The 24,364-nt window shown below is 52.1% G+C and carries 21 protein-coding genes; 11 read left to right on the top strand and 10 right to left on the bottom strand.

Annotated features, from left to right (window positions below):
* Positions 1-123 precede the first annotated feature (123 nt).
* The 5 genes from B4923_RS00755 to B4923_RS00735 are packed head-to-tail and all read right to left on the bottom strand — an operon-like array spanning position 124 to position 4,679.
* Positions 124-819 carry an ABC transporter ATP-binding protein gene (locus B4923_RS00755; protein WP_109052442.1) on the bottom strand — a complete coding sequence of 232 codons (696 nt, stop codon included), beginning with the start codon at positions 817-819 and terminating at the stop codon, positions 124-126.
* Positions 812-1,594, bottom strand: a complete 783-nt coding sequence (locus B4923_RS00750) for an ABC transporter ATP-binding protein (RefSeq protein WP_425428577.1) — start codon at positions 1,592-1,594, stop codon at positions 812-814. The genes B4923_RS00755 and B4923_RS00750 overlap by 8 nt, the downstream gene beginning before the upstream one ends.
* Positions 1,581-2,564 carry a branched-chain amino acid ABC transporter permease gene (locus B4923_RS00745; RefSeq protein WP_245929469.1) on the bottom strand — a complete coding sequence of 328 codons (984 nt, stop codon included), beginning with the start codon at positions 2,562-2,564 and terminating at the stop codon, positions 1,581-1,583. Before B4923_RS00745 ends, B4923_RS00750 begins: the two co-directional genes overlap by 14 nt.
* 59 nt (positions 2,565-2,623) lie before the next feature.
* Entirely contained in the window at positions 2,624-3,523 is a 900-nt protein-coding gene (locus B4923_RS00740) for a branched-chain amino acid ABC transporter permease (RefSeq protein WP_109052439.1), read from the bottom strand.
* 19 nt (positions 3,524-3,542) lie between these two features.
* The gene (locus B4923_RS00735) at positions 3,543-4,679 is read right to left on the bottom strand and encodes an ABC transporter substrate-binding protein (RefSeq protein WP_109052438.1); all 1,137 of its coding nucleotides are present in this window, start codon (positions 4,677-4,679) and stop codon (positions 3,543-3,545) included.
* A gap of 717 nt (positions 4,680-5,396) precedes the next feature.
* Between B4923_RS00735 and B4923_RS00730 the strand changes: the two genes are divergently transcribed.
* The 4 genes from B4923_RS00730 to rluA all read left to right on the top strand — a co-directional run bounded on the left by B4923_RS00730 (position 5,397) and on the right by rluA (position 13,334).
* Positions 5,397-6,974, top strand: a complete 1,578-nt coding sequence (locus B4923_RS00730) for a sensor domain-containing diguanylate cyclase (protein WP_109052671.1) — start codon at positions 5,397-5,399, stop codon at positions 6,972-6,974.
* Positions 6,975-7,143: 169 nt separating this feature from the next.
* Entirely contained in the window at positions 7,144-9,510 is a 2,367-nt protein-coding gene (locus B4923_RS00725; protein ID WP_109052437.1) for a DNA polymerase II, read from the top strand.
* 191 nt (positions 9,511-9,701) lie between these two features.
* Positions 9,702-12,605: an RNA polymerase-associated protein RapA gene (rapA, locus tag B4923_RS00720; protein WP_109052436.1), complete on the top strand. Its 2,904-nt coding sequence runs from the start codon at positions 9,702-9,704 to the stop codon at positions 12,603-12,605.
* A gap of 75 nt (positions 12,606-12,680) precedes the next feature.
* Positions 12,681-13,334, top strand: a complete 654-nt coding sequence (gene rluA, locus B4923_RS00715; protein ID WP_109052435.1) for a bifunctional tRNA pseudouridine(32) synthase/23S rRNA pseudouridine(746) synthase RluA — start codon at positions 12,681-12,683, stop codon at positions 13,332-13,334.
* A gap of 104 nt (positions 13,335-13,438) precedes the next feature.
* On the opposite strand, the gene djlA is transcribed toward rluA, so the two are convergent.
* A complete protein-coding gene (djlA, locus tag B4923_RS00710) occupies positions 13,439-14,308 on the bottom strand; it encodes a co-chaperone DjlA (RefSeq protein WP_109052434.1) in 870 nt (289 codons plus the stop codon).
* 150 nt (positions 14,309-14,458) lie between these two features.
* Between djlA and lptD the strand changes: the two genes are divergently transcribed.
* The 6 genes from lptD to apaH all read left to right on the top strand — a co-directional run bounded on the left by lptD (position 14,459) and on the right by apaH (position 21,260).
* Entirely contained in the window at positions 14,459-16,858 is a 2,400-nt protein-coding gene (lptD, locus tag B4923_RS00705; RefSeq protein WP_211313909.1) for an LPS assembly protein LptD, read from the top strand.
* Between the two features lie 84 nt (positions 16,859-16,942).
* Complete coding sequence (gene surA / locus B4923_RS00700) at positions 16,943-18,235, top strand: peptidylprolyl isomerase SurA (RefSeq protein WP_109052433.1); 1,293 nt, start codon at positions 16,943-16,945, stop codon at positions 18,233-18,235.
* Positions 18,235-19,236 carry a 4-hydroxythreonine-4-phosphate dehydrogenase PdxA gene (gene pdxA / locus B4923_RS00695; protein WP_109052432.1) on the top strand — a complete coding sequence of 334 codons (1,002 nt, stop codon included), beginning with the start codon at positions 18,235-18,237 and terminating at the stop codon, positions 19,234-19,236. Before surA ends, pdxA begins: the two co-directional genes overlap by 1 nt.
* Complete coding sequence (gene rsmA, locus B4923_RS00690) at positions 19,229-20,047, top strand: 16S rRNA (adenine(1518)-N(6)/adenine(1519)-N(6))-dimethyltransferase RsmA (protein WP_109052431.1); 819 nt, start codon at positions 19,229-19,231, stop codon at positions 20,045-20,047. Before pdxA ends, rsmA begins: the two co-directional genes overlap by 8 nt.
* A 14-nt stretch (positions 20,048-20,061) precedes the next feature.
* The gene (gene apaG, locus B4923_RS00685; protein ID WP_109052430.1) at positions 20,062-20,439 is read left to right on the top strand and encodes a Co2+/Mg2+ efflux protein ApaG; all 378 of its coding nucleotides are present in this window, start codon (positions 20,062-20,064) and stop codon (positions 20,437-20,439) included.
* 2 nt (positions 20,440-20,441) lie between these two features.
* Positions 20,442-21,260, top strand: a complete 819-nt coding sequence (apaH, locus tag B4923_RS00680; protein WP_109052429.1) for a bis(5'-nucleosyl)-tetraphosphatase (symmetrical) ApaH — start codon at positions 20,442-20,444, stop codon at positions 21,258-21,260.
* A 57-nt stretch (positions 21,261-21,317) separates the two neighbouring features.
* Here apaH and B4923_RS00675 read toward each other — a convergent pair whose 3' ends face one another.
* From B4923_RS00675 to B4923_RS00660, 4 genes are all read right to left on the bottom strand, one after another.
* Positions 21,318-21,503 (bottom strand): hypothetical protein, encoded by a 186-nt coding sequence (locus B4923_RS00675; protein ID WP_109052428.1) that lies wholly within the window; start codon positions 21,501-21,503, stop codon positions 21,318-21,320.
* A 214-nt stretch (positions 21,504-21,717) separates the two neighbouring features.
* Positions 21,718-22,200, bottom strand: coding sequence for a type 3 dihydrofolate reductase (gene folA, locus B4923_RS00670; protein WP_109052427.1), 483 nt, complete (start codon positions 22,198-22,200; stop codon positions 21,718-21,720).
* A gap of 107 nt (positions 22,201-22,307) precedes the next feature.
* Positions 22,308-22,781 (bottom strand): threonine/serine exporter, encoded by a 474-nt coding sequence (locus B4923_RS00665; RefSeq protein ID WP_109052426.1) that lies wholly within the window; start codon positions 22,779-22,781, stop codon positions 22,308-22,310.
* Positions 22,769-23,548, bottom strand: coding sequence for a threonine/serine exporter family protein (locus B4923_RS00660; protein ID WP_109052425.1), 780 nt, complete (start codon positions 23,546-23,548; stop codon positions 22,769-22,771). The genes B4923_RS00665 and B4923_RS00660 overlap by 13 nt, the downstream gene beginning before the upstream one ends.
* Before the next feature lie 164 nt (positions 23,549-23,712).
* Here B4923_RS00660 and B4923_RS00655 point away from each other — a divergent pair, with 164 nt between their 5' ends.
* The gene (locus B4923_RS00655; RefSeq protein WP_109052669.1) at positions 23,713-24,327 is read left to right on the top strand and encodes a LysE family transporter; all 615 of its coding nucleotides are present in this window, start codon (positions 23,713-23,715) and stop codon (positions 24,325-24,327) included.
* Positions 24,328-24,364 lie beyond the last annotated feature (37 nt).

The raw sequence follows: 24,364 nt of genomic DNA, 5'->3' as shown, positions 1-24,364 counted from the left end.
ACCGTCATGGCACTGGCTTTCGCCGCATCCCTGCGGCTCATCCTGAAGGCTCTTCCCGACTCAGCCCCTTTACGCCAGAGGGGAAAAACCTTTTGCTCTGCTGTGGGGATTTAAATCGGAAATTTATCCGCCTAAATACATTTTCTTCACTTCCGGGTTGGCCAGAATAGCCTGCGCCTGTCCCTGTAGCACAATCTTGCCGTTTTCCAGCACATAGGCGCGATCGGCAATTTTCAGCGCCGCCGTAGCATTTTGTTCAACAAGAAGGATGGTAATATTTTCTTTTTGTAACTGTTTAATGATATTGAACATTTCGCCGACTATCTTTGGGGCCAGCCCCAGACTGGGCTCGTCCAGCATCAATAAAACCGGCTCGCTCATTAATGCTCTGGCAATCGCCAGCATCTGCTGTTCGCCGCCGCTCATGGTGCCTGCCAGCTGGCTGCGACGCTCTTTCAACCGCGGAAACAGCGTGTACATTTTATCTTTCAGATATTCGAAATTGACCGGGTTGTTGTACGCGCCCATGCGCAGATTTTCTTCAATAGTCAAATTGGTGAAAACTTTGCGCCCTTCCGGAACCAATGCCAGACCTTTACGCACAATCTGGTGGGTCAGACTGTGGGAAATATCTTCATTCAGGAAATTGACGTTGCCGGTCGATTTCACCAGATTGATAATACCGTTCAGCGTTGAGGTTTTTCCCGCACCATTACTGCCAATCAGCGTAACGATTTCACTATTATTCACCTCAATGTCGATGCCTTTTAATCCCTGAATCAGTCCATAAAATACTTGCAGATCCTCGGCCTTAAGCATAATCCACCTCTCCAAGATAGGCGGCAATCACCTCTTTGTTATTAATTGCCTCATGAGTGGTGCCACTGAATAATGGCTTGCCGTAATCCAGAACCAGCACCCGCTCGCACAAGGTATTAACGAATGACATGTCATGCTCAATCAATAGCACCGTTAATTGATAATCCTCGCGCATTTTAAAAATCAGCTGCGCCAGTTCATTCGTTTCCCGGGGGTTCATCCCGGCCGCAGGCTCGTCCAGTAATAATAATTCCGGCGAGGTTGCCAACGCGCGGGCGATTTCCACTTTACGCTGATTGCCATAGCTCAGGTTGGTTGCCAGTGAATTGGCATGTTCGGCAATACCGATATATTCCAGAATCTCCATGGCCTGCGCTTTTGCCCGCTTCTCCGCCGAGAAAAAACGCCCTATATGCAATGCAGCTTCAATAAACGAATAATGAATGGCGCGATCAAAACCGATTAAAACATTTTCCAGTACCGTCATTGAATTGAATAACCGAATATTCTGGAAAGTACGGGCAATGCCGCGATTGACCACCAGATTTGGTTTCAAACCGGTAATGGTTTCCTGCCCCAGCATGACTTTGCCCGAAGTCGGCTTGTAATTCGAGGTAATAACGTTAAATAAGGTGGTTTTCCCCGCGCCGTTCGGACCAATCAGACCAAATATCTCCGCCTGATTAAGCGTAAAACTAACGTCATCAATTGCCCGTAATCCACCAAATTGCATAATGACGTGATCAACACTGAGAATAGGTTTATTTTCCATGATGGCGTTTCCTGTTCACTTCCCAGATCTCCTGCTTACCCAGTAACCCTTCGCGGGCAAAAAGCATAATAATCAGCAGCACCAATGAAAAAACGACCATCCGTAAACCGGGGTAGGACCCCAGGTCCTCACCAAACAGACTTAGCGGCTGGTCAAGGAAACGCAGCCATTCGCCGCTGCCCACCACCAAAATCGTTCCCAGAATCGCGCCGGTCGTGCTGCCTAATCCACCCAATACAATGATGATGAGCAGTTGGAACGTCAGCATGAAATCAAACAAAGCGGGGGAAATAATCGTCAACAGCGAAGCCAGTAAACCACCGCCAATGCCTTCCAGAAAGGCGCTGGTGGCAAAGGCGCAGGTTTTAATTTTGAAGGTATTAATCCCCATCGCGATCGCGGCGTCTTCATCATCACGAACCGCTTTCATCGCCCGCCCGTATTTTGAATACACAATCTGTAAAATAAGCAGCACGGCGATAAGGGAAATAAAACCGCACCAGTACAACATGTGGCTGGCCTGGGGAATTTCATTCAGACCAATGGCGCCATTGGTGATTTGCGGATTATTAATTGCCAGGATTTTAATAATAAAACCAAATCCCAACGTGACAATCGCCAGATAATCACCGCGCACCCGGAAGACGGGAAACGCCAGACACACGGCTAACAGAGAAGCACAGATCCCACTAATAATGAGTGCGGGTAAAAAGGAGGTATGCAGCGCCAATACCACGGCGCTGGGGGACGCCATCTCATACATTTCCAGCTTGGTGTCCGCGCTTAACAACAGGATGGCGGTAATATAGGCGCCGACGGCAACAAAACCGTTGGGCTCAAGGGATAATTGTCCCGTTACCCCGTTAATCAGGTTGTAACTCACCGCCAGGATCATAAATATAAAAATATTACAGACAATACGGATGATGTAATCGTCAAACACATTCTGCAACGTGAACAGAACCAACAGCATTATCACAAATACCGCGGCATAGCCGATTAACAACGAAAATGAATTTGTGGGCATTCTCATCAGAAGCGGCTCCTTTCCAGTCTTTCATCACCCATAATGCCTACCGGTCTGAATAGCAGAACCAAAATCAGGAACATAAATGCAAAGGCATCCTTATATCCACCCAACTCAGGAAATACCGCCACGGCGACCACTTCGGTGAAGCCCAGAATAAAGCCGCCAATTACCGCCCCCGTGACGCTGCCGATTCCCCCCAATACCGCCGCAGCAAATGCTTTCAGGCCAATCAGTACCCCCATTAATGGATCGATCGTCGGATAGCTGGTGGCATAAAAAATGCCGCCAAGGGCAGCCAGAGAACTTCCGAGAGCAAAGACAAAAGCAATAATATGATTGGCATCGATCCCCATTAAGCGAACGGTATTCACGTCAAATGCCACGGCGCGAATAGCCATTCCTTGTCGGGTGCGGTAGAGAATAAAAAGAATGCCGGCCAGCAGAATCAGCGTAACCAGCGGGACAAGCCAGGCGACATTGGTAATAATGATGCCGCCCATCGTGACCGTCTGATTAAAAAACTCCGGCGCCGAAAAAAAGCGCGGACTCCCGCCAAAAATAACGTTAAACAGGTTCTCTAAAAAAAAGCTCACCCCAATCGCGGTAATCAGCATGGATATTTTAGAGGCATGACGTAATGGCCGATAAGCAATCTGATCGATGCACACGCCCAATAAGGCAGAAAAGAGAATCGCGAATAAAATAGCTGCCCCGAAAGGCAGCTCAAACGTCGTTGATCCAAACAGGGCAAGAAATGCCCCCACCATCATAATATCGGCATGGGCAAAGTTGATGAGCCGTAATACGCCGTACACCATGGTATAACCAATAGCGATCAGCGCATACATACTCCCCAGACTCATGCCGTTAACCACTTGCTGGAAGAAAATGGCAACATCCATCATTCAATCCTTATTTGCCTTATGGATTAACAACTGTTTTAAAGGCCAATTGTCCGTCTTTAACCTCATTAATGACGGCGCTACGGATTGCATCTCCATCTTTTAATGTCAGCGTCCCGGTAATTCCGGCAAAATTACTGGTGGCGCGGATTTTTTCATTAACGCAAACACGGTCTTTCGGATCGCTGCACTGGTTCATCCCATTGACGATCATTTTATAAGCATCAGCGGTCATCGCGCCCCAGGTATGGGTCGGCTCTTTATATTTTTCATCCCAGGCTTTGATGAACTTCTCACCTTCAGGCGTCTGATCTTTGGCGTTCGGCGAGTAGTAGTCGGTCGTCATATAGCCTTCAACCGCATCTTGCCCCAGCTTGAAGAAAACCGGGTCAGCCGCCAGCCCGTCACCGCCGACGACCGGCACCTTCAGCCCCAGCTGTTTGGCCTGTACCGCGATCAATGCCCCTTCGGTGTAATAGATAGGCATATAAATCATATCGACATTTTTAGCTTTGATGGTGGAGAGCTGGGCTTTGAAATCCTTACTGCCGCCGGGAGCCTGTACTTCGACAGGAATGGTGCCGCCGTTTTTAAGAAACTGGGTCCGGAAGGATTTTGCCAGCCCGACAGAATAGTCGTTGCTGCTGTCGAACATGATGGCGGCGGTTTTCGCCCCTAAATCGCGCGATGCCAGATTGGCCCCCACGACGCCCTGAAAACTATCGGAAAAGCACACGCGGCTGACATACTGACGGTTGCGGGTCACACGGTCATTGGTGGCGGTTGGGGAAACCAGCGGGGTTTTAGTGTCTTCAGCCATTTTGGTCATTGCCATCGTATTGGTTGAGGTTACCTCACCAATTACCGCATCGACCTTATCACTGGAAACCAGACGCTGCATCGCGTTGGCCGCTTCAACCTTGTCACTCTTGTCATCAATGATAACGAGTTTAATTGTGTCGCCATTTTTCAGCGTCGGCTCCAGGCTATTAATCAGCTCAACGCCTTTTTGAGAAGGCTGCCCGTAGCCGCTAAGCGGTCCGCTCAGCGGCAGAACCACGCCGATTTTTACTTCAGCCGCCAGTACACTATTGGTGCAAACAACGGAGGAAACCCATACTGCTGCTAATGTTACTTTGACAAGTTTGTTATTCATGATCGCCTCTTTGGTAATGAGAGATTCAAATTCCAGTGGTGGAATAAAGCCGTCCTGTCTGACAATACGAACCTGAAAACGCCGCAGGGATATATCCTGCTGACGGAATTAAAATCAGCAACAAATATGCCAAAACGGAAAATTAATTATTAAGAACTTAATAATAAAGAAGAAAGTGAAATTATTACGCAAAGATCAATCATAGGAAAAAGAGATAATGAACCAGAATGCACCAATTCGTTTCGCCGTTGCTTTTTAAAAGTGCGTCTTCATATATCGCCGGTTTCTTTAAATAAATCAGTCGCCGGCTGCAAATAATTCTCTCTTATTTTCATCAATATTAGATGATGAAGCACAATTCCTTTTATTCATCGGTAAAAACAATCTTTCAGTTATTATTTCTGCAATATCGAATTTAGCGATACTTTATGCTGTAAACAGAACAAGGATGCGCCTGACTCCGAAGAAACTGTAGCAGTATTTATGATTGACAGAAAAAGAGAGAGCAGGGTCGCCAGCAGGAATCGATAATTCAATCCATTGAAAATCATCGGACATTTGACACGAAGCCCTTCATGGTAACCAAACGGGTGCATAGGGCATATTAAAAAACATTTCACTAATCGTCTTTTTATGGACAATTATTTTACAGCACTGTCCCCACCACTTATGATAATGGTCATTTTTAGCACAGCGCCAATCCAATTCTGTCCAAATATGTTGTTAAAACGCTTCAATCACATCGGATTACGACGACTCATTTTGCTCCTGGCCGTCACGAGCGCGCTGATTATGCTAGTTAACAGTCTTTATGCCAGTTACCGCGTACAGCGCCAGCTCCTGATCGACAATACATTAGAAGCCAATCGCGTTTACGCCGCGAAGCTGGCGGCCATAACTGATACTTTTTTCAAATCATCACTGCAACAGTTGGCTTACAGCGCTAACCAGATAGCGGAAAAAATGGATGACAGCAACAGCCTGAACGGGGAAACCAGACGTATCGGGTTGCAGAGTCACAGTTTTAACACGGTATCTATCGTCGATGAACATGGCGTGGTCAAGTCAACCTTTCCCGATACGTCTCAATGGATAGGGCAAAAGGTCACCACGGTTGGCGTAAGGCAGTCCTTACAGGAAAGGCAGCCGCTGGTCAGCTCGCCTTATGTTTCCGTGGCCAGTAATCTGATCGTACTTGTCTCAGCGCCGATCTTTACCCGGGACGGACGCTACAAAGGGTTTATCAGTGGTTCCATTCACCTGGAAAAATCAAGCATTCTCAATGAATTGCTTGACCGGCACTATTATCGGGACGGTTCTTACATCTATGTTACCGACCGCTATAGAAAAATCCTGTACCACAAAGATCCTGACCAGATCGGCGGCATCGTTCACCACAGCCCGATAATTGATAGCAACACAGACAAAAACGGCAGCCGGGAAATGACGGATTATCAGGGCAAAGCGGTGCTTGTCGGATACGCCGTGATCCCCGCCAGCCGTTGGGAAGTGATCGTGCTGCGTCCAACCAAAGAAACATTAAAGCCTTTAGACAGCCTGATGTTGAGTGTGCTACGGCATACTTTGCCAGTCGCTATTCTGACGCTATTCTGCGTTTGGTTGTTCGCCCGGCTTATTGCCCAGCCGCTGTGGCTGCTGGCCCGAAGCGCCAATCAAATGGACTCGCTCAATGTCTCCGACGACATCAGGAAAATTCACTCCTGGTATTTTGAGGCGACACAGCTCAAACAGGCCATGCTGATTGGCATCGAACTATTACAGAAGAAAATCGGCAGGCTGCGCTCTGAAGCACAAACCGACCCCATGACCGGGCTGCTCAATCGCCGGGGATTGGAAATCGTGCTACAGTTCTGGCTGCTCAGCCAGAAAAGATTTGCCGTAATCACGCTGGATATTGACCATTTCAAACGGATCAACGACACCTACGGCCACGACGTGGGCGACAGCGTGATCAAATACCTTGCTCAGCTCATTCGCGCCAGTTCACGCGATACGGACACATTATGCCGCAGCGGCGGCGAAGAATTTCTGATCCTGTTGCCAGACACCGATCTGGATATTGCCACCGGCATTGCCGAACGGCTTCGCCAGTGTACACAGGACTCAGAGATCCCGCAGGTCGGTCATATCACCATCTCCCTGGGCGTTGCCCTGTGGTCACCGGAAGTCAGTGGAATGACCATTGAACGCACCTTTAAAATGGCGGATAAAGCGCTGTATAAAGCCAAACAAGGAGGCCGTAATCGGGTGGTCACCGCACCGGAAGCGCGTTGATTATTCATCTGACGGCTTTGCTTTCCCCACCGCTTGTTCTTGCCGGACACCCGTTAATCTCCGCAAACGGCTGGACATTCACTGTATAAATAACCATACTTATCTTTGACTTTTATGCGTTCCCGCTGACTTTTAACACTATTATCTTTTGAATGGAAAGGCCGCCTTTGTGATGCAGACTCGTCAGGGTTTTCTGCTTACCCGCCACTGGCACGACACACCTGCCGGTACGCAGGTGGAATTCTGGCTGGCTACCGATGACGGTCCCGTGCTGGCTCGTCTTCCTGCCCAACAGGCTGTCGCCTTTATTCCTGTTTCACAAGAATCACAGGCCCGTGTGTTATTAAGTCAGGATAAGCATTGGCAGCTACGCCCGTTGGCATTGCAGGATTTCCATCATCAGCCGCTGCTTGGGCTGTATTGTCCTCAATATCGCCAGCTTCTTCGGTTGGAAAAACGATTGCGGGAAGGCGGCGTTCAGGTTTACGAAGCCGACATTCGCCCGCCTGAACGCTTTCTCATGGAGCGTTTTATCACGGCTCCCGTATGGCTCAGCGGCGAGACCGCGTCATCAAGCCTGCTAACGCAGGTTCGTATGAAACCGAACGCCGACTACCGTCCCAATCTAAGGCTGGTCTCACTGGATATAGAGACCAACCGCCATGGCGAACTTTATTGCATTGGGCTGGAAGGCTGTGGACTACGTCAGGTTTATATGCTCGGCCCGGCGAACGGAACGCCCGCCAGCTCAGATGATTTCACGCTGGAATATGTCGCCAGCCGCCCCCAACTACTGGAAAAGTTGAACCATTGGCTGCAACTGCACGACCCCGATGCCATTATCGGCTGGAATCTGGTGCAGTTCGACCTGCGCGTACTGCAAAAACACGCCGAACGCTATCGCATCCCACTGCGTTTGGGCCGCAATGGCGGCGAGTTGGAATGGCGCGAACACGGCTTCAAGCAAGGACATTTCTTTGCCAGCGCCGCAGGACGATTGATTATTGATGGCATTGAAGCCCTGAAGTCGGCCACCTGGAACTTTGCCTCGTTCAGTCTGGAGTTTGTCGCGCAAACGTTGCTGGGGGAAGGAAAGGCCATTGATACCCCTTACCAGCGCATGGATGAAATCGATCGCCGTTTTGCCGAAGACAAACCCGCCCTCGCCCGCTACAACCTACAGGATTGCGAACTGGTCACACGCATCTTCGCCAAAACCGAGTTACTTTCCTTCTTGCTGGAGCGCGCCAGCGTGACGGGGTTGGCCGCCGATCGCAGCGGAGGCTCTGTCGCGGCCTTTACCCATCTCTACCTGCCGCGCATGCACCGGGTTGGCTATGTTGCTCCGAATCTGGGAGAGGTTGCGCTGGAAGGCAGCCCCGGTGGATTTGTCATGGATTCACGTCCCGGTTTGTACGATTCGGTTCTGGTACTCGATTATAAAAGTCTGTATCCCTCGATCATCCGTACCTTCCTTATCGATCCGGTGGGGCTTGCCGTCGGGATGCAACACCCTGATGAACAACACGCCGTTTCCGGGTTTCGCGGCGCCTGGTTCTCTCGCGATACACACTGTCTGCCCGCCATTGTCGATCAGATCTGGCAAGGGCGCGAAGCCGCCAAGCGAGCCGATAATAAACCGCTGTCTCAGGCGTTGAAAATCATCATGAACGCCTTTTACGGCGTGCTGGGCGCCACCGGTTGCCGTTTTTTCGATCCTCGTCTCGCCTCCTCAATCACCATGCGCGGCCACGAAATCATGCGTAAAACGCGTGAACTGATTGAAGAACAGGGATATGAGGTCATTTACGGTGATACCGATTCCACCTTCGTCTGGCTTAAACGCGCTCATAATGAAGAAGAGGCGGCGCATATTGGCAAAATGCTGGTGCAACACGTTAATCAATGGTGGCAACAACATTTACAGCAAACCCAACTGTTGACCAGCGCGCTGGAGTTGGAATTCGAAACGCACTTTTGCCGCTTTCTGATGCCGACCATTCGCGGTGCGGAACAGGGAAGCAAAAAGCGCTACGCGGGAATGATGATCACGCCGCAAGGCGAAAAAATGGTGTTTAAAGGTCTGGAAACGGTGCGTACAGACTGGACGCCGCTGGCGCAACAATTCCAGCAGCAACTTTATTTACGCATTTTTCAGCAAAAACCCTACCAGGAATGGCTGCGAGAATACGTCAGCAAAACGCTGAACGGCGACTTTGATGACCTGCTGATCTATCGTAAACGGCTGCGGCGGCGTCTTGACGACTATCAACGCAATGTCCCGCCACACGCCCGGGCAGCCAAAATCGCCGACGACTATAACCGTCAGCAGGGACGCCCGTTGCAATACCAGAACGGCGGCTGGATTAGTTATGTCATCACCACCAACGGACCGGAGCCGCTGGAAACCCGGCATTCGCCACTGGACTATCAGCATTATGTCGAGCGCCAGCTACAACCTGTCGCCGATGCGATTCTTCCTTTCCTTCACGATGATTTTGCTACACTGGTTACCGGTCAGATGGGGTTATTTTAATGACCGGAACCCGCTCAGGGCGTTTGAACAGGTGACGAACGCGTCGCCTTCCATTACCATAGCGCCCTTTCTGAATTGACGTCATCAGCATAATTATCTTATTCGTGCCGGGCAGACGAGCGCTGTCAGACATGAATGACAAAACAAACCCGACACTCCCCCGACACAGACAAAAATCGAGCTAAGAATCTATGCCTTTTACACTTGGTCAACGCTGGATCAGCGATACGGAAAGCGAACTTGGATTGGGGACGGTGGTTGCCGTCGACACGCGTATGATAACGCTGCTTTTCCCGGCCAGCGGTGAAAACCGACTTTATTCCCGCAGCGATGCGCCCATCACGCGAGTGATGTTTAATCCCGGTGATACCGTTACCAGCCACGAAGGTTGGCAGTTGAAGGTCGAGGAAGTTCGCGAAGAAAAAGGTTTGCTGGTGTACTGCGGCCAGCGTCTGGACGACGAATCACCGGCGGAATTACGTGAAGTCCTGCTGGATAGCAGACTGACCTTCAACAAACCGCAGGATCGGTTATTTGCGGGCCAGATTGACCGGATGGATCGTTTTGCCCTGCGCTATCGTGCCCGCAAGCATCAGAATGAACAGGCCTTGCAACAGTGGGGGGGACTGCGCGGTATGCGCGCCAGTCTGATCCCTCATCAGTTGCATATTGCCTATGAAGTGGGACAACGCCATGCGCCGCGCGTACTGCTGGCGGATGAAGTCGGTCTGGGGAAAACCATTGAAGCCGGGATGATCATCCACCAGCAACTGCTTGCCGGCCGCGCGGAAAGGGTGTTGATCATTGTGCCGGAGACGTTGCAGCACCAGTGGCTGGTAGAAATGCTGCGCCGCTTCAATCTGCTGTTCTCGCTGTTTGATGATGAACGCTATGCTGAAGCCAAACTGGACAGCGGCAACCCCTTTGAAACCGAGCAGTTGGTCATCTGTTCACTCGGTTTCGTCCAGCGGAACGCACAGCGTTTCGAACAGTTGGTTAACGCCAACTGGGGTCTGCTGGTGGTGGATGAGGCTCACCATCTGTCATGGAGTGAAGCGAACCCAAGCCCTGAATATCAGGCCGTTGAACAGCTGGCCAGAAATATTCCCGCCGTGCTGCTGTTGACCGCAACGCCGGAACAGTTAGGCCAGCAGAGCCACTTTGCGCGTCTGCGTTTGCTAGACCCCAATCGTTTTCATGACTATCGGGAATTCATTGCCGAACAGCAGCAATACCGTCCGGTGGCCGATGCCGTAACCCTGCTGCTGGCAGGAGGAAAGGCGCAAACCGCCGAGCTTAACGCGCTGAGTGAATTGCTGGGCGAACAGGATATTGAACCGTTGCTGAAAGCCATCAACAGCGACAGCGACGACAACCAGCGGGCGCGTCAGGAACTGATCACCATGCTGATGGATCGCCACGGCACCAGCCGCGTGCTGTTCCGTAATACCCGTCAGGGCGTGAAAGGCTTCCCGCAGCGTATTCTGCACCAAATCCGTCTGCCGTTGCCGGCGCAGTATCAAACGGCCATCAAGGTCTCCGGGATCGTGGAGGCGGGCAAACAGCCCGAAGCCCGCGCCCGCGATATGCTGTACCCGGAACAGATTTACCAACAGTTGGAAGGCGATGACGCGACCTGGTGGAATTTCGATCCGCGCGTGGAGTGGCTGCTCAATTATCTGACGACCCATCGTGATAAAAAAGTGCTGGTGATCTGCGCGCAGGCGGCAACCGCGCTACAGCTGGAGCAGGTACTTCGTACCCGCGAAGCTATTCGTGCCGCAGTTTTCCATGAAGGGTTGTCCATTCTTGAGCGCGATCGCGCAGCCGCCTATTTCGCCTCTGAAGAAGCAGGGGCGCAGGTATTGATTTGTTCCGAGATCGGTTCCGAAGGCCGCAACTTCCAGTTTGCCAGCCATCTGATCATGTTTGATCTGCCGTTCAACCCGGATCTGCTGGAGCAGCGTATTGGCCGTCTGGATCGTATTGGCCAGACACAGCAGATCCAGATCCTGATCCCGTATCTGGAAAACACCGCACAAGCCCTGCTGGTACGTTGGTATCACGAAGGACTGGATGCTTTTGAACACACCTGCCCGACCGGACGAACCATCTACGACGCCCACTACACGCAATTGATTGAACGCTTGCTGACGCCAGGCGAACAAGCAGGTCTGGATGAATTTATCCATGCCTGCCGGCAACAGCATGAACAGTTGAAACAGCAGCTTGAACAGGGACGCGACCGTTTGCTGGAAATGCATTCCAACGGCGGCGAACAGGCTCAGATGCTGGCGCAAGGCATCGCCGAGCAGGATAATGATGTCAATCTGGTGACGTTTGCGCTGAACCTGTTTGATATCGTGGGCATCAATCAGGAAGATCGCAGCGATAATCTGATTGTGCTGACGCCGTCCGACCATATGCTGGTGCCGGATTTCCCCGGTTTACCGCAGGACGGCTGCACCATTACGTTCGATCGCGAACAGGCGCTGTCCCGTGAAGACGCCCAGTTTATCAGTTGGGAACATCCGTTAATCCGCAATGGTCTTGACCTGATTCTCTCTGGCGATACCGGCAGCTGTGCCGTATCACTGTTGAAAAACAAGGCGCTGCCGGTGGGTACGCTGCTGGCTGAACTGGTTTACGTGGTGGAAGCGCAGGCGCTGAAACATCTGCAACTGACGCGTTTTCTGCCGCCGACGCCGGTCCGTCTGCTGATGGATCGCAAAGGCGTAAACCTTGCTGCGCAGGTTGAATTTGAAAGCTTCAATCGCCAGCTTAACGCCGTGAACCGTCATACTTCCAGTAAGCTGGTGAATGCGGTACAGGCGGATGTCCATGCGATGTTGCAGCAGGCCGAATCGCTGATGGAAGAACAGGCTCGCCAGTTGATTACCGACGCGCAGCATCAGGCCGATCAACAGCTGCGTCGCGAACTGGAACGACTGGAAGCGCTGAAGGCCGTGAATCCCAATATCCGTGAAGATGAACTGAAAGCATTGGAAGATCAACGCGAGCAGGTACTGAGCAACCTTCATCAGGCAAACTGGCGCCTGGATGCTATTCGTCTGGTGGTGGTCACACATCAGTAAGCGCTCCCCCTCCCCTTTACCGGGGAGGGATCATAGCGATCAACTTTATCAGCAGTCTGAAAAAAGGCACGACAGATGGAACCGTACAATCCTCCCACCGATCCCTGGTTGCATATTCTTTATCAGGATCAACACATTGTAGTGGTAAACAAACCCAGCGGATTATTGTCCGTTCCTGGTCGGGCCCCGGAGCACAAAGACAGCGTGATGAGCCGTATTCAGGCCGACTATCCAACGGCCGAATCCGTGCACCGTCTGGATATGGCCACCAGCGGGGTGATGGTGGTCGCCCTGACAAAAGCGGCCGAACGCGAGTTAAAACGGCAGTTCCGCGAACGTGAGCCGAAAAAATCCTATCTGGCCCGCGTGTGGGGATTGATGGAACACGATGAGGGATTAATCGACCTGCCCTTGATTTGCGACTGGCCGAACCGTCCAAAACAGAAAGTCTGTTTTGAGCAGGGTAAACCAGCGCAGACAGAATACCAGGTTGTGTCCCGCGATAACGATGGCACAACCAGAGTCAGGCTGATGCCGATAACCGGTCGTTCTCACCAGCTCCGGGTTCACTTACTGGCGCTCGGCCACCCTATTCTCGGCGACGGTTTTTACGCTCATCCACAAGCCAAAGCAATGGCGCCTCGCCTGCTGCTGCACGCGCAAGCGCTTTGCATCACGCATCCTGAATTTAAAACGCCAATGCATTTTCGCTGCGAAGCGGATTTTTGAAGGTCGTGTTCATTGTCTGCAACAGGATGATGAAAAGAGGAAAGCGGTAAGAACGTGGTGAGGCAGAACAGAAAAAACCACAGGTGAGGAAGAAAGAGATGGCGTTATTTCACTTGATTCGCGCTTTTTAGCAGCTCATAAGCGGCCTGAATATCCTGCGCTTTCCGCTTGGCCATATCCATCATTCTTGGCGATAGCCCTTTCGCCACCAGTTTATCCGGATGGTGCTCGCTCATCAGTTTTCGGTAGGCCCGTTTAATCGTCGCCGCATCATCGTTGCGGCGAACCCCAAGCGTTCGACAGGCGCTTTCCACCGTTGGCCCACGCGGCACCGTAAAGGAGCGCTGGCCGCCATAAGAGTGCCCGCCAGATGACTGGCTACGGCGCTGATGGGATTTATTGCCCTGCTTCGCCCCGCCGTGTCTGGACTGGCTGGCGCTACTTTCCATGTTACGCAGAAAAAACTCGAACTGTTCCCGGGTAACGCCCAACTCATCGGCGATAACATACAACACGCGTCTTTCGTTCGGATGCAACACGCCATCCACAAAAGCGACTTGAAGCTGAATTTCCAGAAACATCTTAATCAGATCAAAGCGGCCAAGGCAGGCATCGCGCAGCTTGCGTAATTTGATACGCAAAGGGAAATGACTGGCCTTTCCTTCACGGAAAGCCCGTTGCGCCGCACTTCTCGCTTCGCCAAACAGCTCAAGACGATCCATTATTTTGGTCGCAATCTGAATATCGGCTTCCGTTACCCGGCCTTTGGACTTGGTAAGGTGCCCCATAGCCTGAAAAGTCGTGAGGAAAAACAGCGCCTGACGGGTCGATTGGGCTGAAAAAAAGTTACGGCGACGCGATGCCCTGGCCCTATCGACCAAATGCCCCATCAGCAATCCCATAATCATTCCCCAGATGCCGCCGCTCGACATAATTCCCAGCGCAAGCCCCAGCAACTTTCCCCAATACCGCATATACTCCTCAAATCCTCATGCCGTCGGCTAAAAATTGCTTTATCATACCCGTCATTTATCTTTGCACCTAACGGCAGTGCGTATAAAGCAGTGGGGATTTAACACTGGCGCAACGCTGACGAGTGATATAGTCTCTGACCGTTTGCCGGCATGATGCCCCTGATGACGGAACACCTGATACCGCGTATGAAAAAAAGTTTCCCAACCCTGCTGGCCACTCTGATTTGGTCGGCGCTTTACAGCCAGCATGCGCTGGCCGATCTTGCCGAACAGTGTATGCTGGGCGTACCTACGTACAACAGGCCGCTGGTAACCGGCGATCCTAATCAACTGCCCGTCAATATTCAGGCCGACAAAACGGAGGCTAACTACCCCGATAACGCCCGATTCATCGGCAATGTCAACATTCAGCAGGGTAATAGTATCCTGACTGCCGAGCAGGTGGAGCTTAATCAGGTTGAAGCCGCCGCTCAGGGGTCTGCGCCCACACGAACCGTTACCGCAACGGGAAATGTGCACTATGATGATAATCAAGTCATTTTGAAAGGCCCCAAAGCCTGGTCGAACCTTAATACTAAAGATACCGATGTTTATGACGGTAACTACCAGATGGTTGGCCGTCAGGGCCGCGGTTCTGCCGACAAAATGAAAATGCGCGACAGTAATCGCTACACCATTTTGGAAAACGGATCGTTTACCTCTTGCCTGCCGGGCGATAATAGCTGGAGCGTCGTCGGTTCGGAAGTGATTCAGGATCGCGAAGAACAGGTAGCTGAAATCTGGAACGCCCGTTTCAAAATTGGCAACGTTCCCGTGTTCTACAGCCCGTACTTGCAATTACCCATTGGCGATAGACGCCGCTCAGGCTTCCTGATCCCGAATGCCAAATACGGCAGCAGCAACGGTTTTGAATTACTGACGCCATACTACTGGAATATTGCGCCAAACTTTGATGCGACGATCACACCCCATCTGCAAACCAAACGCGGGGTGCAGTGGCAAAACGAATTCCGTTATCTGACGACACCGGGCCTCGGCACCATTCAACTTGACTGGTTGCCGAGCGATAACGAATATTCCAGAACCGTCCCGCAGGATGATAACGATACCCGCTGGTTGTTCCACTGGGACCATAGCGGCGTCATGGATCAGGTGTGGCGTTTTGACGCCGATTACACCAAAGTCAGCGACGATCGCTATTTCACCGATCTGGACTCCGAATATGGTTCGACAACCGACGGGTATGCCACCCAAAAGCTCAGCGTCGGCTATGCCAACCAGAACTGGGACACGGCGCTGTCCACCAAGCAATTTCAGGTTTTCTCCACGTCGACCAGCCGGGATGTCTACCGTGCCGAACCGCAACTTGACATCAACTACTATCAGAATGATATCGGCCCGGTTGATCTGCACCTTTATGGTCAGGCAGTAAAATTTACCAACGTCAACGAGAACCGTCCTGAAGCGACGCGTATACATTTTGAACCCGCGCTGAACCTGCCTCTGGCCAATCGCTGGGGGAGCCTGACGACCGAGGCTCGTCTGCTGGCGACACATTACCAGCAGGAAAATCTGGACCGTTACCGCGCCGATCCCACCGTTAGCGATACCAATAAAGATGCGCTGAAAGATTCGGTAAACCGCGTCATGCCACAGTACAAAGTCGATGGCAAACTGGTGTTTGAGCGCGAGATGGACTGGTCGCAAGGCTATACCCAGACGCTGGAGCCGCGGGCGCAATATCTGTACGTGCCGTACCGCAATCAAAGCAACATTCACACCTATGATTCGACGCTGCTGCAAGCCGACTACTCCGGTCTGTTCCGTGAACGAACCTACAGCGGTCTGGATCGTATCGCCTCAGCCAACCAGATCGCGACCGGGATGACTTCGCGTATTTATGATGATGAGCTGGTTGAACGTTTTAATGCTTCCATAGGTCAAATCTATTACTTCGATCGTCCGCGTACTGGCGACAACAATACCGCGCTCGATCAAAGTAAAAATAGCGGCAGTTTGGTGTGGGCTGGTGATAGCTACCTGAAAATCGACGATAGCTGGGGTCTTCGCGGTGGTTTGCAGTACGATAATCGTCTGAACGAAGTCGCGTTGGGTGATGCCGTAGTGGAATACCGCAGAGATGCCGAACGTCTGGTTCAGTTGAACTATCGCTATGCCAGCGCCCAGTACATTCAGGCGATGTTGCCCAATGTACAGAATCCGGGCTTCCAGCAGGGCATTTCGCAAATAGGCCTGACAGCCAGTTGGCCAATTGTCGATCGCTGGGCCGTTGTTGGTGCATATTATTACGATACCAAAGCCAATCAGCCTGCCAACCAGATGATTGGCGTGCAGTATAATACCTGCTGCTGGGCCGTCAGCGTCGGTTATGAACGTAAAATCACCGACTGGAACGCGGCTAGCCACAGCAGTGAATATGACAACAAGGTATCGTTTAATATCGAATTACGTGGCTTAAGCAATAATTACAGCCTGGGTTCTGAGAAGATGCTGCGTTCCGGTATTTTACCTTACCAGCGCGCGTTCTGATGAGCATGCCATACGGCAGTAGTGCAGACAGGTTGTATCAACGAAACTTTTAACCCGCCTTGCGGATGAGATAATGGGAAAGGTATGAATAACTGGAGAACGCTTATTCTCGGATTGGCACTGAGTGCCTCTACCGCGTTCGCAGCACCACAGGTGGTTGATAAAGTCGCGGCGGTGGTGGATAACAGCGTCGTGTTGGAAAGTGATGTAAACAGCCTCTTGCAGTCGGTGAAACTGAATGCGCAACAGGCGGGGCAGCAATTGCCGGATGACGCCACATTGCGCCATCAAATTACCGATCGGCTGATCATGGATAACATCATTCTGCAAATGGCGCAGAAGATGGGCATCCAGATTACGGATGAACAGTTGGATCAGGCTATTGGCAACATTGCGGCCCAGAACCGTATGTCAGTTGATCAATTAAGAAGTCAGTTGGCGTACGAAGGACTGAACTACAACACTTACCGTAACCAGATCCGTAAAGAGATGCTGATTGCGGAAGTGCGCAACAATGAAGTCCGTCGCCGGGTGACGGTTTTACCACAGGAAGTCGATGCGCTGGCCAAGCAGATTGCCAACCAGACCGGCGAAGACGCTGAATTAAACCTGAGCCATATCCTGATTCCACTGTCGGAAAACCCCAGCCAGCAGCAGGTGGATGAGGCGGAAAATCTGGCCGCCTCACTGGTAAAACAAATCAATGAAGGCGCCGATTTCGGTAAACTGGCGATGACCTACTCTGCGGATTCCCAGGCGCTGCAAGGCGGACAAATGGGATGGGGCAAGCTACAGGAAATCCCTACCCTGTTTGCAGACCGATTGACTCAGGCGCAAAAAGGCCAGATCGTCGGCCCGATTCGTTCTGGCGTTGGTTTCCATATTCTGCGGGTTAACGACATTCGCGGCAGCGATAAAACGGTTTCGGTCACTGAAACGCACGCACGCCATATTTTGTTGAAACCTTCGGTTGTAATGACCGACAGCCAGGCACAAGCCAGGCTGGAAGACGTTGTACAGCAGATCAGGAATGGTACGACGGATTTCGCTACCCAGGCCAGACAGCTTTCGCAGGATCCCGGCTCGGCCAATCAGGGCGGCGATCTCGGCTGGGCGTCTCCGGATATGTACGATCCCGCATTCCGTGATGCCTTGTTGAAACTGAAAAAAGGCGAAATCAGCCAACCCATTCATTCTTCTTTTGGCTGGCATCTGATCCAGTTGCTGGATACCCGTCAGGTTGATAAAACCGATGCGGCGCAGAAAGAACAGGCATACCGTATGATCTTTAACCGTAAATTCGCCGAAGAGGCGCAAACCTGGATGCAGGAACAGCGTGCCGCGTCTTACGTGAAAATCATCAATGGCGCAGACTGATGCAGACTGAGACCGGTATCCCACGCATTGCGATCACCCCCGGCGAACCTGCCGGGATTGGTCCCGATTTGGTTATTGCGCTGGCACAACAGTCATGGCCGGTTGAACTGGTGGTGTGCGCCGATCCCGATCTGTTGTTGAGCCGCGCGCTACGGTTGAATTTGCCGTTAACCTTACGCCACTACCAGCAAGAACAACCGGCGAAGCCACAACAGGCGGGAAGTTTAACCATTCTGCCCTTTGCGACGCCGGCAACGGTGATGGCAGGCCAGCTTAATGTCAGCAATAGCGCTTATGTTGTCGAGACGCTGGCGCGAGCATGCGACGGCTGCCTGAGTGGAGAATTTGCCGCTCTGGTTACCGGCCCCGTGCATAAAGGCATTATTAACGATGCCGGTGTTCCCTTCAGCGGCCATACCGAATTTTTCGCCGACCGTAGCGCTTGCGATCGGGTTGTCATGATGTTGGCAACAGAGGAATTGCGGGTAGCGTTGGCCACCACCCATCTGCCGTTATCTGAAGTATCCGGCGCGATCACCCGGCAAAGTCTGCATGAAGTCATCACGATTTTGCATCGCGATCTACAGACCAGGTTTGGACTCGCCCAGCCACAGATCTACGTTTGCGGCTTGAATCCGCATGCCGGCGAAGGCGGCCATATGGGCCGGGAAGAACTGGATATCATTACGCCGGCGTTGGACGAACTGCGCCAGCAAGGTATTACGCTGGTGGGCCCGCTGCCTGCGGATACGCTCTTCCAGCCCAAGTATTTGCAACATGCTGATGCGGTACTGGCGATGTATCACGATCAGGGCCTGCCGGTTCTGAAATATCAGGGATTTGGGCGTGCGGTCAATATCACGTTGGGGCTGCCGTTTATCCGAACGTCGGTCGATCATGGTACGGCCCTGGAGCTGGCTGCGACCGGCCGTGCCGATCACGGCAGCTTTACCACGGCATTAAATCTTGCCATTAAAATGACACAACACATTAATGAATAATCGAGTACACCAAGGTCACTTCGCCCGTAAACGCTTTGGGCAAAACTTTTTAAGCGATCATTTCGTGATCGACAGTATTGTTTCAGCCATTCATCCGCAATCCGGACAGGCGATTGTAGAGATCGGCCCCGGTCTTGGCGCGCTGACGGCTCCGGTTGGCGAACGTATCGATCGCTTTACGGTGATTGAACTGGACAGAGATCTGGCGGCCAGACTAGAAACGCATCCGACGCTGAAAGACAAGCTGACCATCATTCAACAGGACGCGATGACGATTGATTTTTCGGTTCTGGCGGAGCAAGCTGGACAGCCGCTGCGGGTATTTGGCAATTTACCGTATAATATTTCAACGCCGCTGATGTTCCATCTGTTCAGCTATACTCAGTCTATCCGTGACATGCATTTTATGTTACAGAAAGAAGTGGTTAACCGTCTGGTTGCCGGGCCTAACAGCAAGGCTTACGGTCGTTTGAGCGTGATGGCGCAATACTACTGTCAGATCATTCCGGTGCTGGAAGTACCGCCTACGGCGTTCAAACCGGCGCCCAAAGTGGATTCCGCCGTGGTGCGTCTGGTTCCTCACGCTCAGGTTCCTCATCCGGTGAACGACATTCGCGTGTTAAGCCGAATCACGACAGAAGCCTTTAATCAACGTCGTAAAACACTGCGTAACAGCCTGGGTAATCTCTTTACTCCGGAACAGCTGACTGAACTTGGCGTTGATCCGGGCTGCCGGGCAGAAAACGTTACCGTTGAGCAATACTGCCGGTTGGCAAACTGGCTGACCGAGCATCCTGCAACACAGGAATAACTGGAGTCGTTGTGATGATTAATGCGCCCCGAGTTTGTGTACAGGTTCAAAGTTTCTACGTCGAATCACAGTCACAGCCTGATGAAGAACGTTTTATCTTTGCCTATACGATTACCGTCCGCAATCTGGGGCGACATCCGGTGCGCTTACTGGGCCGCTACTGGCTCATTACCAACGCCAACGGCCGTCAGACGGAAGTTCAAGGCGAAGGCGTGGTCGGCGAGCAGCCCCTGATACAACCCGGCAGTGAATTCCAGTATACCAGCGGTACGGTGCTGGAAACCCCGCTGGGAACAATGGAAGGTCACTACCAGATGATCGATCATCAAGGCGATACATTTCAGGTCAGCATCCCTGTATTTCGTCTGGCAATTCCCTCACTGATACATTAATTATGTCTACCTATTTAGTTGGCGATGTTCACGGCTGTTTAGTTGAACTTCAGGCGCTATTGGCGCAAGTTTCTTTTCATCCCGAGCAAGACACGCTGTGGTTGACCGGCGATCTGGTGGCACGCGGACCGGACTCGCTGGGCGTGTTGCGTTTTATTCGTTCACTTGGCCCTGCCGTCCGTCTTGTTCTGGGTAATCACGATTTGCATTTACTGGCCGTGTATGCCGGCATCAGCCGCAGTAAGCCGAAAGATCGCCTGGCGCCATTGCTGGCCGCGCCGGATGCAGACGTACTGATTAACTGGCTGCGTAAACAACCGCTCTTGCAGGTTGATGAAGATTTAAAGCTGGTGATGGCGCATGCCGGCATTACCCCACAATGGGATCTGGCTACCGCGAAAATGTGTGCCCGTGAAGTCGAATCCATTCTGAGTAGCGATAGCTACCCTTTGTTTCTGGATGCTATGTATGGCGATATGCCAAATCACTGGCTCCCTGAACTCAGCGGCCTCCCTCGCTTACGCTTCAGTACAAATGTCTTTACCCGCATGCGCTATTGCTTCTCTGGCGGCCAGTTGGACATGCTCTGCAAAGAGCCTCCCGGTCAGGCGCCTTCCCTGCTGAAACCCTGGTTTGATCTACCGGGGAAAATCGCCGGAGAATACGCCATCGCTTTCGGACACTGGGCCTCGCTGGAAGGGAAAGGCACGCCAGAGAACATCTATGCGCTGGATACCGGATGTTGCTGGGGAGGCGAGCTGACCATGTTGCGCTGGGAAGACAAACGCTACTTCACGCAAAAATCCGTCATAGCCGGATAGATGTTGAAAAACGCTCCCGGCGTTTTTTATTCCCCTATCGCCAGCCCTGTAATTAATTCATTGCGGTGGCGTGGGGGAATCTGCCTTACATTGCTTATCCTGCCCGCCGTTATCCGCCGGGGCAGACCAGATACCGCCAAGCACGCCTGCCAGACCCGCTATTTCCATGCCGCCAGCCGGTAATTCCCGACGCCTGGGTTCAATCAGGCGATCGGCATTTAAATTGTGATTCCTGTTGGTCATCAATGCCGCTTCCTCGGTTAAAAATTCAGATTCGGTAGATCCACCGCTTGAATGCGCATATTACCGATGAGGTATGACGATAGTGTGACTTGTCGAACCGTAGCAGGTCCGGGAATGAATGAGCCACAATAAGCCGATCGGCAAAGGGAAGTCAGGCTCAAAAAAACCCGCCATCAATAGCGGGTCCAAACATCAGTGCGGAGAAAACCAGAGACTAGCGGCGCTCTAAAATCTCAAAACAGTAGCTGTGTGAATTACGTTCATCAGCATCATGGAACTCGCTGAAAGTAGACAGCCACTCGTCAGGCTCGTAATCGGGGAAATGCGTATCGCCTTCCACTTCGGCATCAATGTGGGTCAGGTACAGACGATTGGCCCTGGGAAGCATCTGCTGGTAGATACTGCCGCCGCCAATGATCATCACTTCTTCCACCTCGCCTGCCGCGGTCAAGGCGTCTTCCAGCGAAGCGACCCAGGTCACGCGATCGTCGTCACCTGGGTGTTTACTGACGACGACATTGTGTCTGCCCGGCAACGGCTGACCAATAGAGCGGAAAGTATTGCGCCCCATGACGATCGGCTTATCTAATGTATTGCGCTTAAACCACGCCAAATCGGCCGGTAAATGCCACGGCATGGCATTTTCCATGCCGATCACGCGATCTACTGCCAATGCAGCAATCAAACTAATAACCATGGTGAAACCCTGTAGGTCGGAAAATTGCTGACACTATACGGAAAGCCCTTTCACTCGTCGATACAGATACCCGCCTGATCCACAATATAAGAGAGCTCCGATTCAGGCTAGACGCCCGGGCGTTTGCGATACAGCCATATCCCCGGCAACGACAGCCCGATAGACAGCGCCCCCACAATGAAGCTGGCCTTCAGGAAATTGGTCATCATGACGCGCATCAGTTCTTCACTATAGCCAAGATGCGAAATTTCCACGACCGAGATCATCGCCGTATAGGCCGAAATACCAGGAAACATCGGGATCACCGCGGCAACCGTAAATACCTTCGGGTGCGCCAATAGCCATCGCGACCAGCGAATACCGATGATGCCGATCATGATCGCCGCCAGAAATGACGCCCATTCAATATTCATACCGAAATGGATCGCCAGAAAACGTACGCCATGCCCCAACGCCCCAAGCAGCGCGCAATAACGTAGCGCTTTGATCGGCACATTAAACACCATGGCAAACCCCAGAGCGGGAACCGCAGCCAGCGCCATATCCTGCAACAGCGCCCACAACAGACTTAATAAGCCCATCCGCGTAGCCCCCACAGCGACAGCGCCATTATCACGCCAATACAGGTCGACAGCGTCAACAGGCTGGCGACCGTCCAACGGGCCAGACCGGTGTTCACATGGCCTTTAAACATGTCGGCAACCGCGTTAATTAACGGAAACCCCGGTACCAGCAGCAAGACGCTCGCCGCCATCGCAACGCCGGAGGTATGCTGAAAGACGGGCAGTCGCATCAACAGCCCGGAAGCCGATGTGGCGACAAATGCCGTAATACAAAAGTTAATCAATGGATTTAGGTGCCGGGCGGTAAACACCTGTCGGACGTACATCGCCAGACCGCTGGCAATCATCGTCACAACAAAAGCATCCCATCCGCCGCCATTCAATCGGCTGAAACAACCGCAGGAAAGCGCAACGATAGACACCATCAGCCAGCGCGGGTAGCGGAGCGGCCTGATATGCGAAAGCCTTTTCTCGACCCCTTCAACATCCAGCAATTTATGCTCGGCCATGATCACCGCATGCTGCACCTCAATGACCACATGCATATTGATGCCGCGATCCACATTCTTGCGTGTAGATGTCAGGCAATGCCCATGCATAATGGTTGTCAGCACAATGGCGTTCGCCGAGATCGAACTTTCAACGCTATCTGCGCCCAATGCCACCCCCAGGCGGGAAGATAGCTGCTCCACAACCATACTTTCGGCGCCGTGCTGTAACAGCAAAAGCGCACACTGAATACACAGCCGGGTAATTTCCCGTTGCTGTGTTGTTTCACTCACCATGATGTTATCCCAACCCCAACCCAAGAAAAAACGACCACAAGCAAAGAAAGGAAACTTGTTAGCACATTGCGAACGAATAGCCAATAATGAAGATGCCAATTAATGATTCTGGCGTTATCATTCTACCCGGTTATTCCTTCTATTTTCTCCATCTGGAACACATCATGTTAGAAACGTCGTTATTTGTCGCTACGATTGCCACGCTGGGTATGCTTTCTCCCGGCCCTGACTTTTTTCTGGTGATCAAAAATGCTGCCCGCTATCCACGCATCGAGGCACTGATGACAGCATGCGGCGTTATCTGCGGGGTGGCCACGCACATGGCTTACTGCGTGGCAGGGCTGGCGGTGGTGATTACCACCACGCCGTGGCTGTTCAACTTGCTGAAGTATGCCGGGGCGGCCTATCTGATCTGGGTAGGGATTCAGGCCCTGTTGTCCCGTGGCGGGAGTAAAATGGATGTCTCGAATTTAGCGAAACAACGCGTCAGCATGAAGAAAGCCTTTTGGCAGGGTTACTTATGCAATCTGCTGAACCCAAAGGCGACGCTGTTCTTTCTGGCGATGTTCACCCAGGTGCTGAGCGTTAACTCCGGCGTCGGTGAAAAGTTGTGGTATGCCATGATTATCTGGGTCTTAGCCGTAATCTGGTGGCCGTTGCTGGTGATTATTTTCCAGAGTGGCCCGGTACGTCAGGTGCTGGCGAAAATTCAGAAGCTGGTGGATAAACTGCTGGGAACCGTTTTGATCGCGCTGGGCATCAAAGTTGCGCTGGGATAACCCCTCCCGGAAAGAAAAAAGCCAGCGTTTGTGATAA

This window comes from Brenneria roseae subsp. americana, from assembly GCF_003115815.1.
Classification (GTDB): Bacteria; Pseudomonadota; Gammaproteobacteria; order Enterobacterales; family Enterobacteriaceae; genus Brenneria; species Brenneria roseae.
This window is presented reverse-complemented; position numbering and strand designations above follow the sequence as displayed.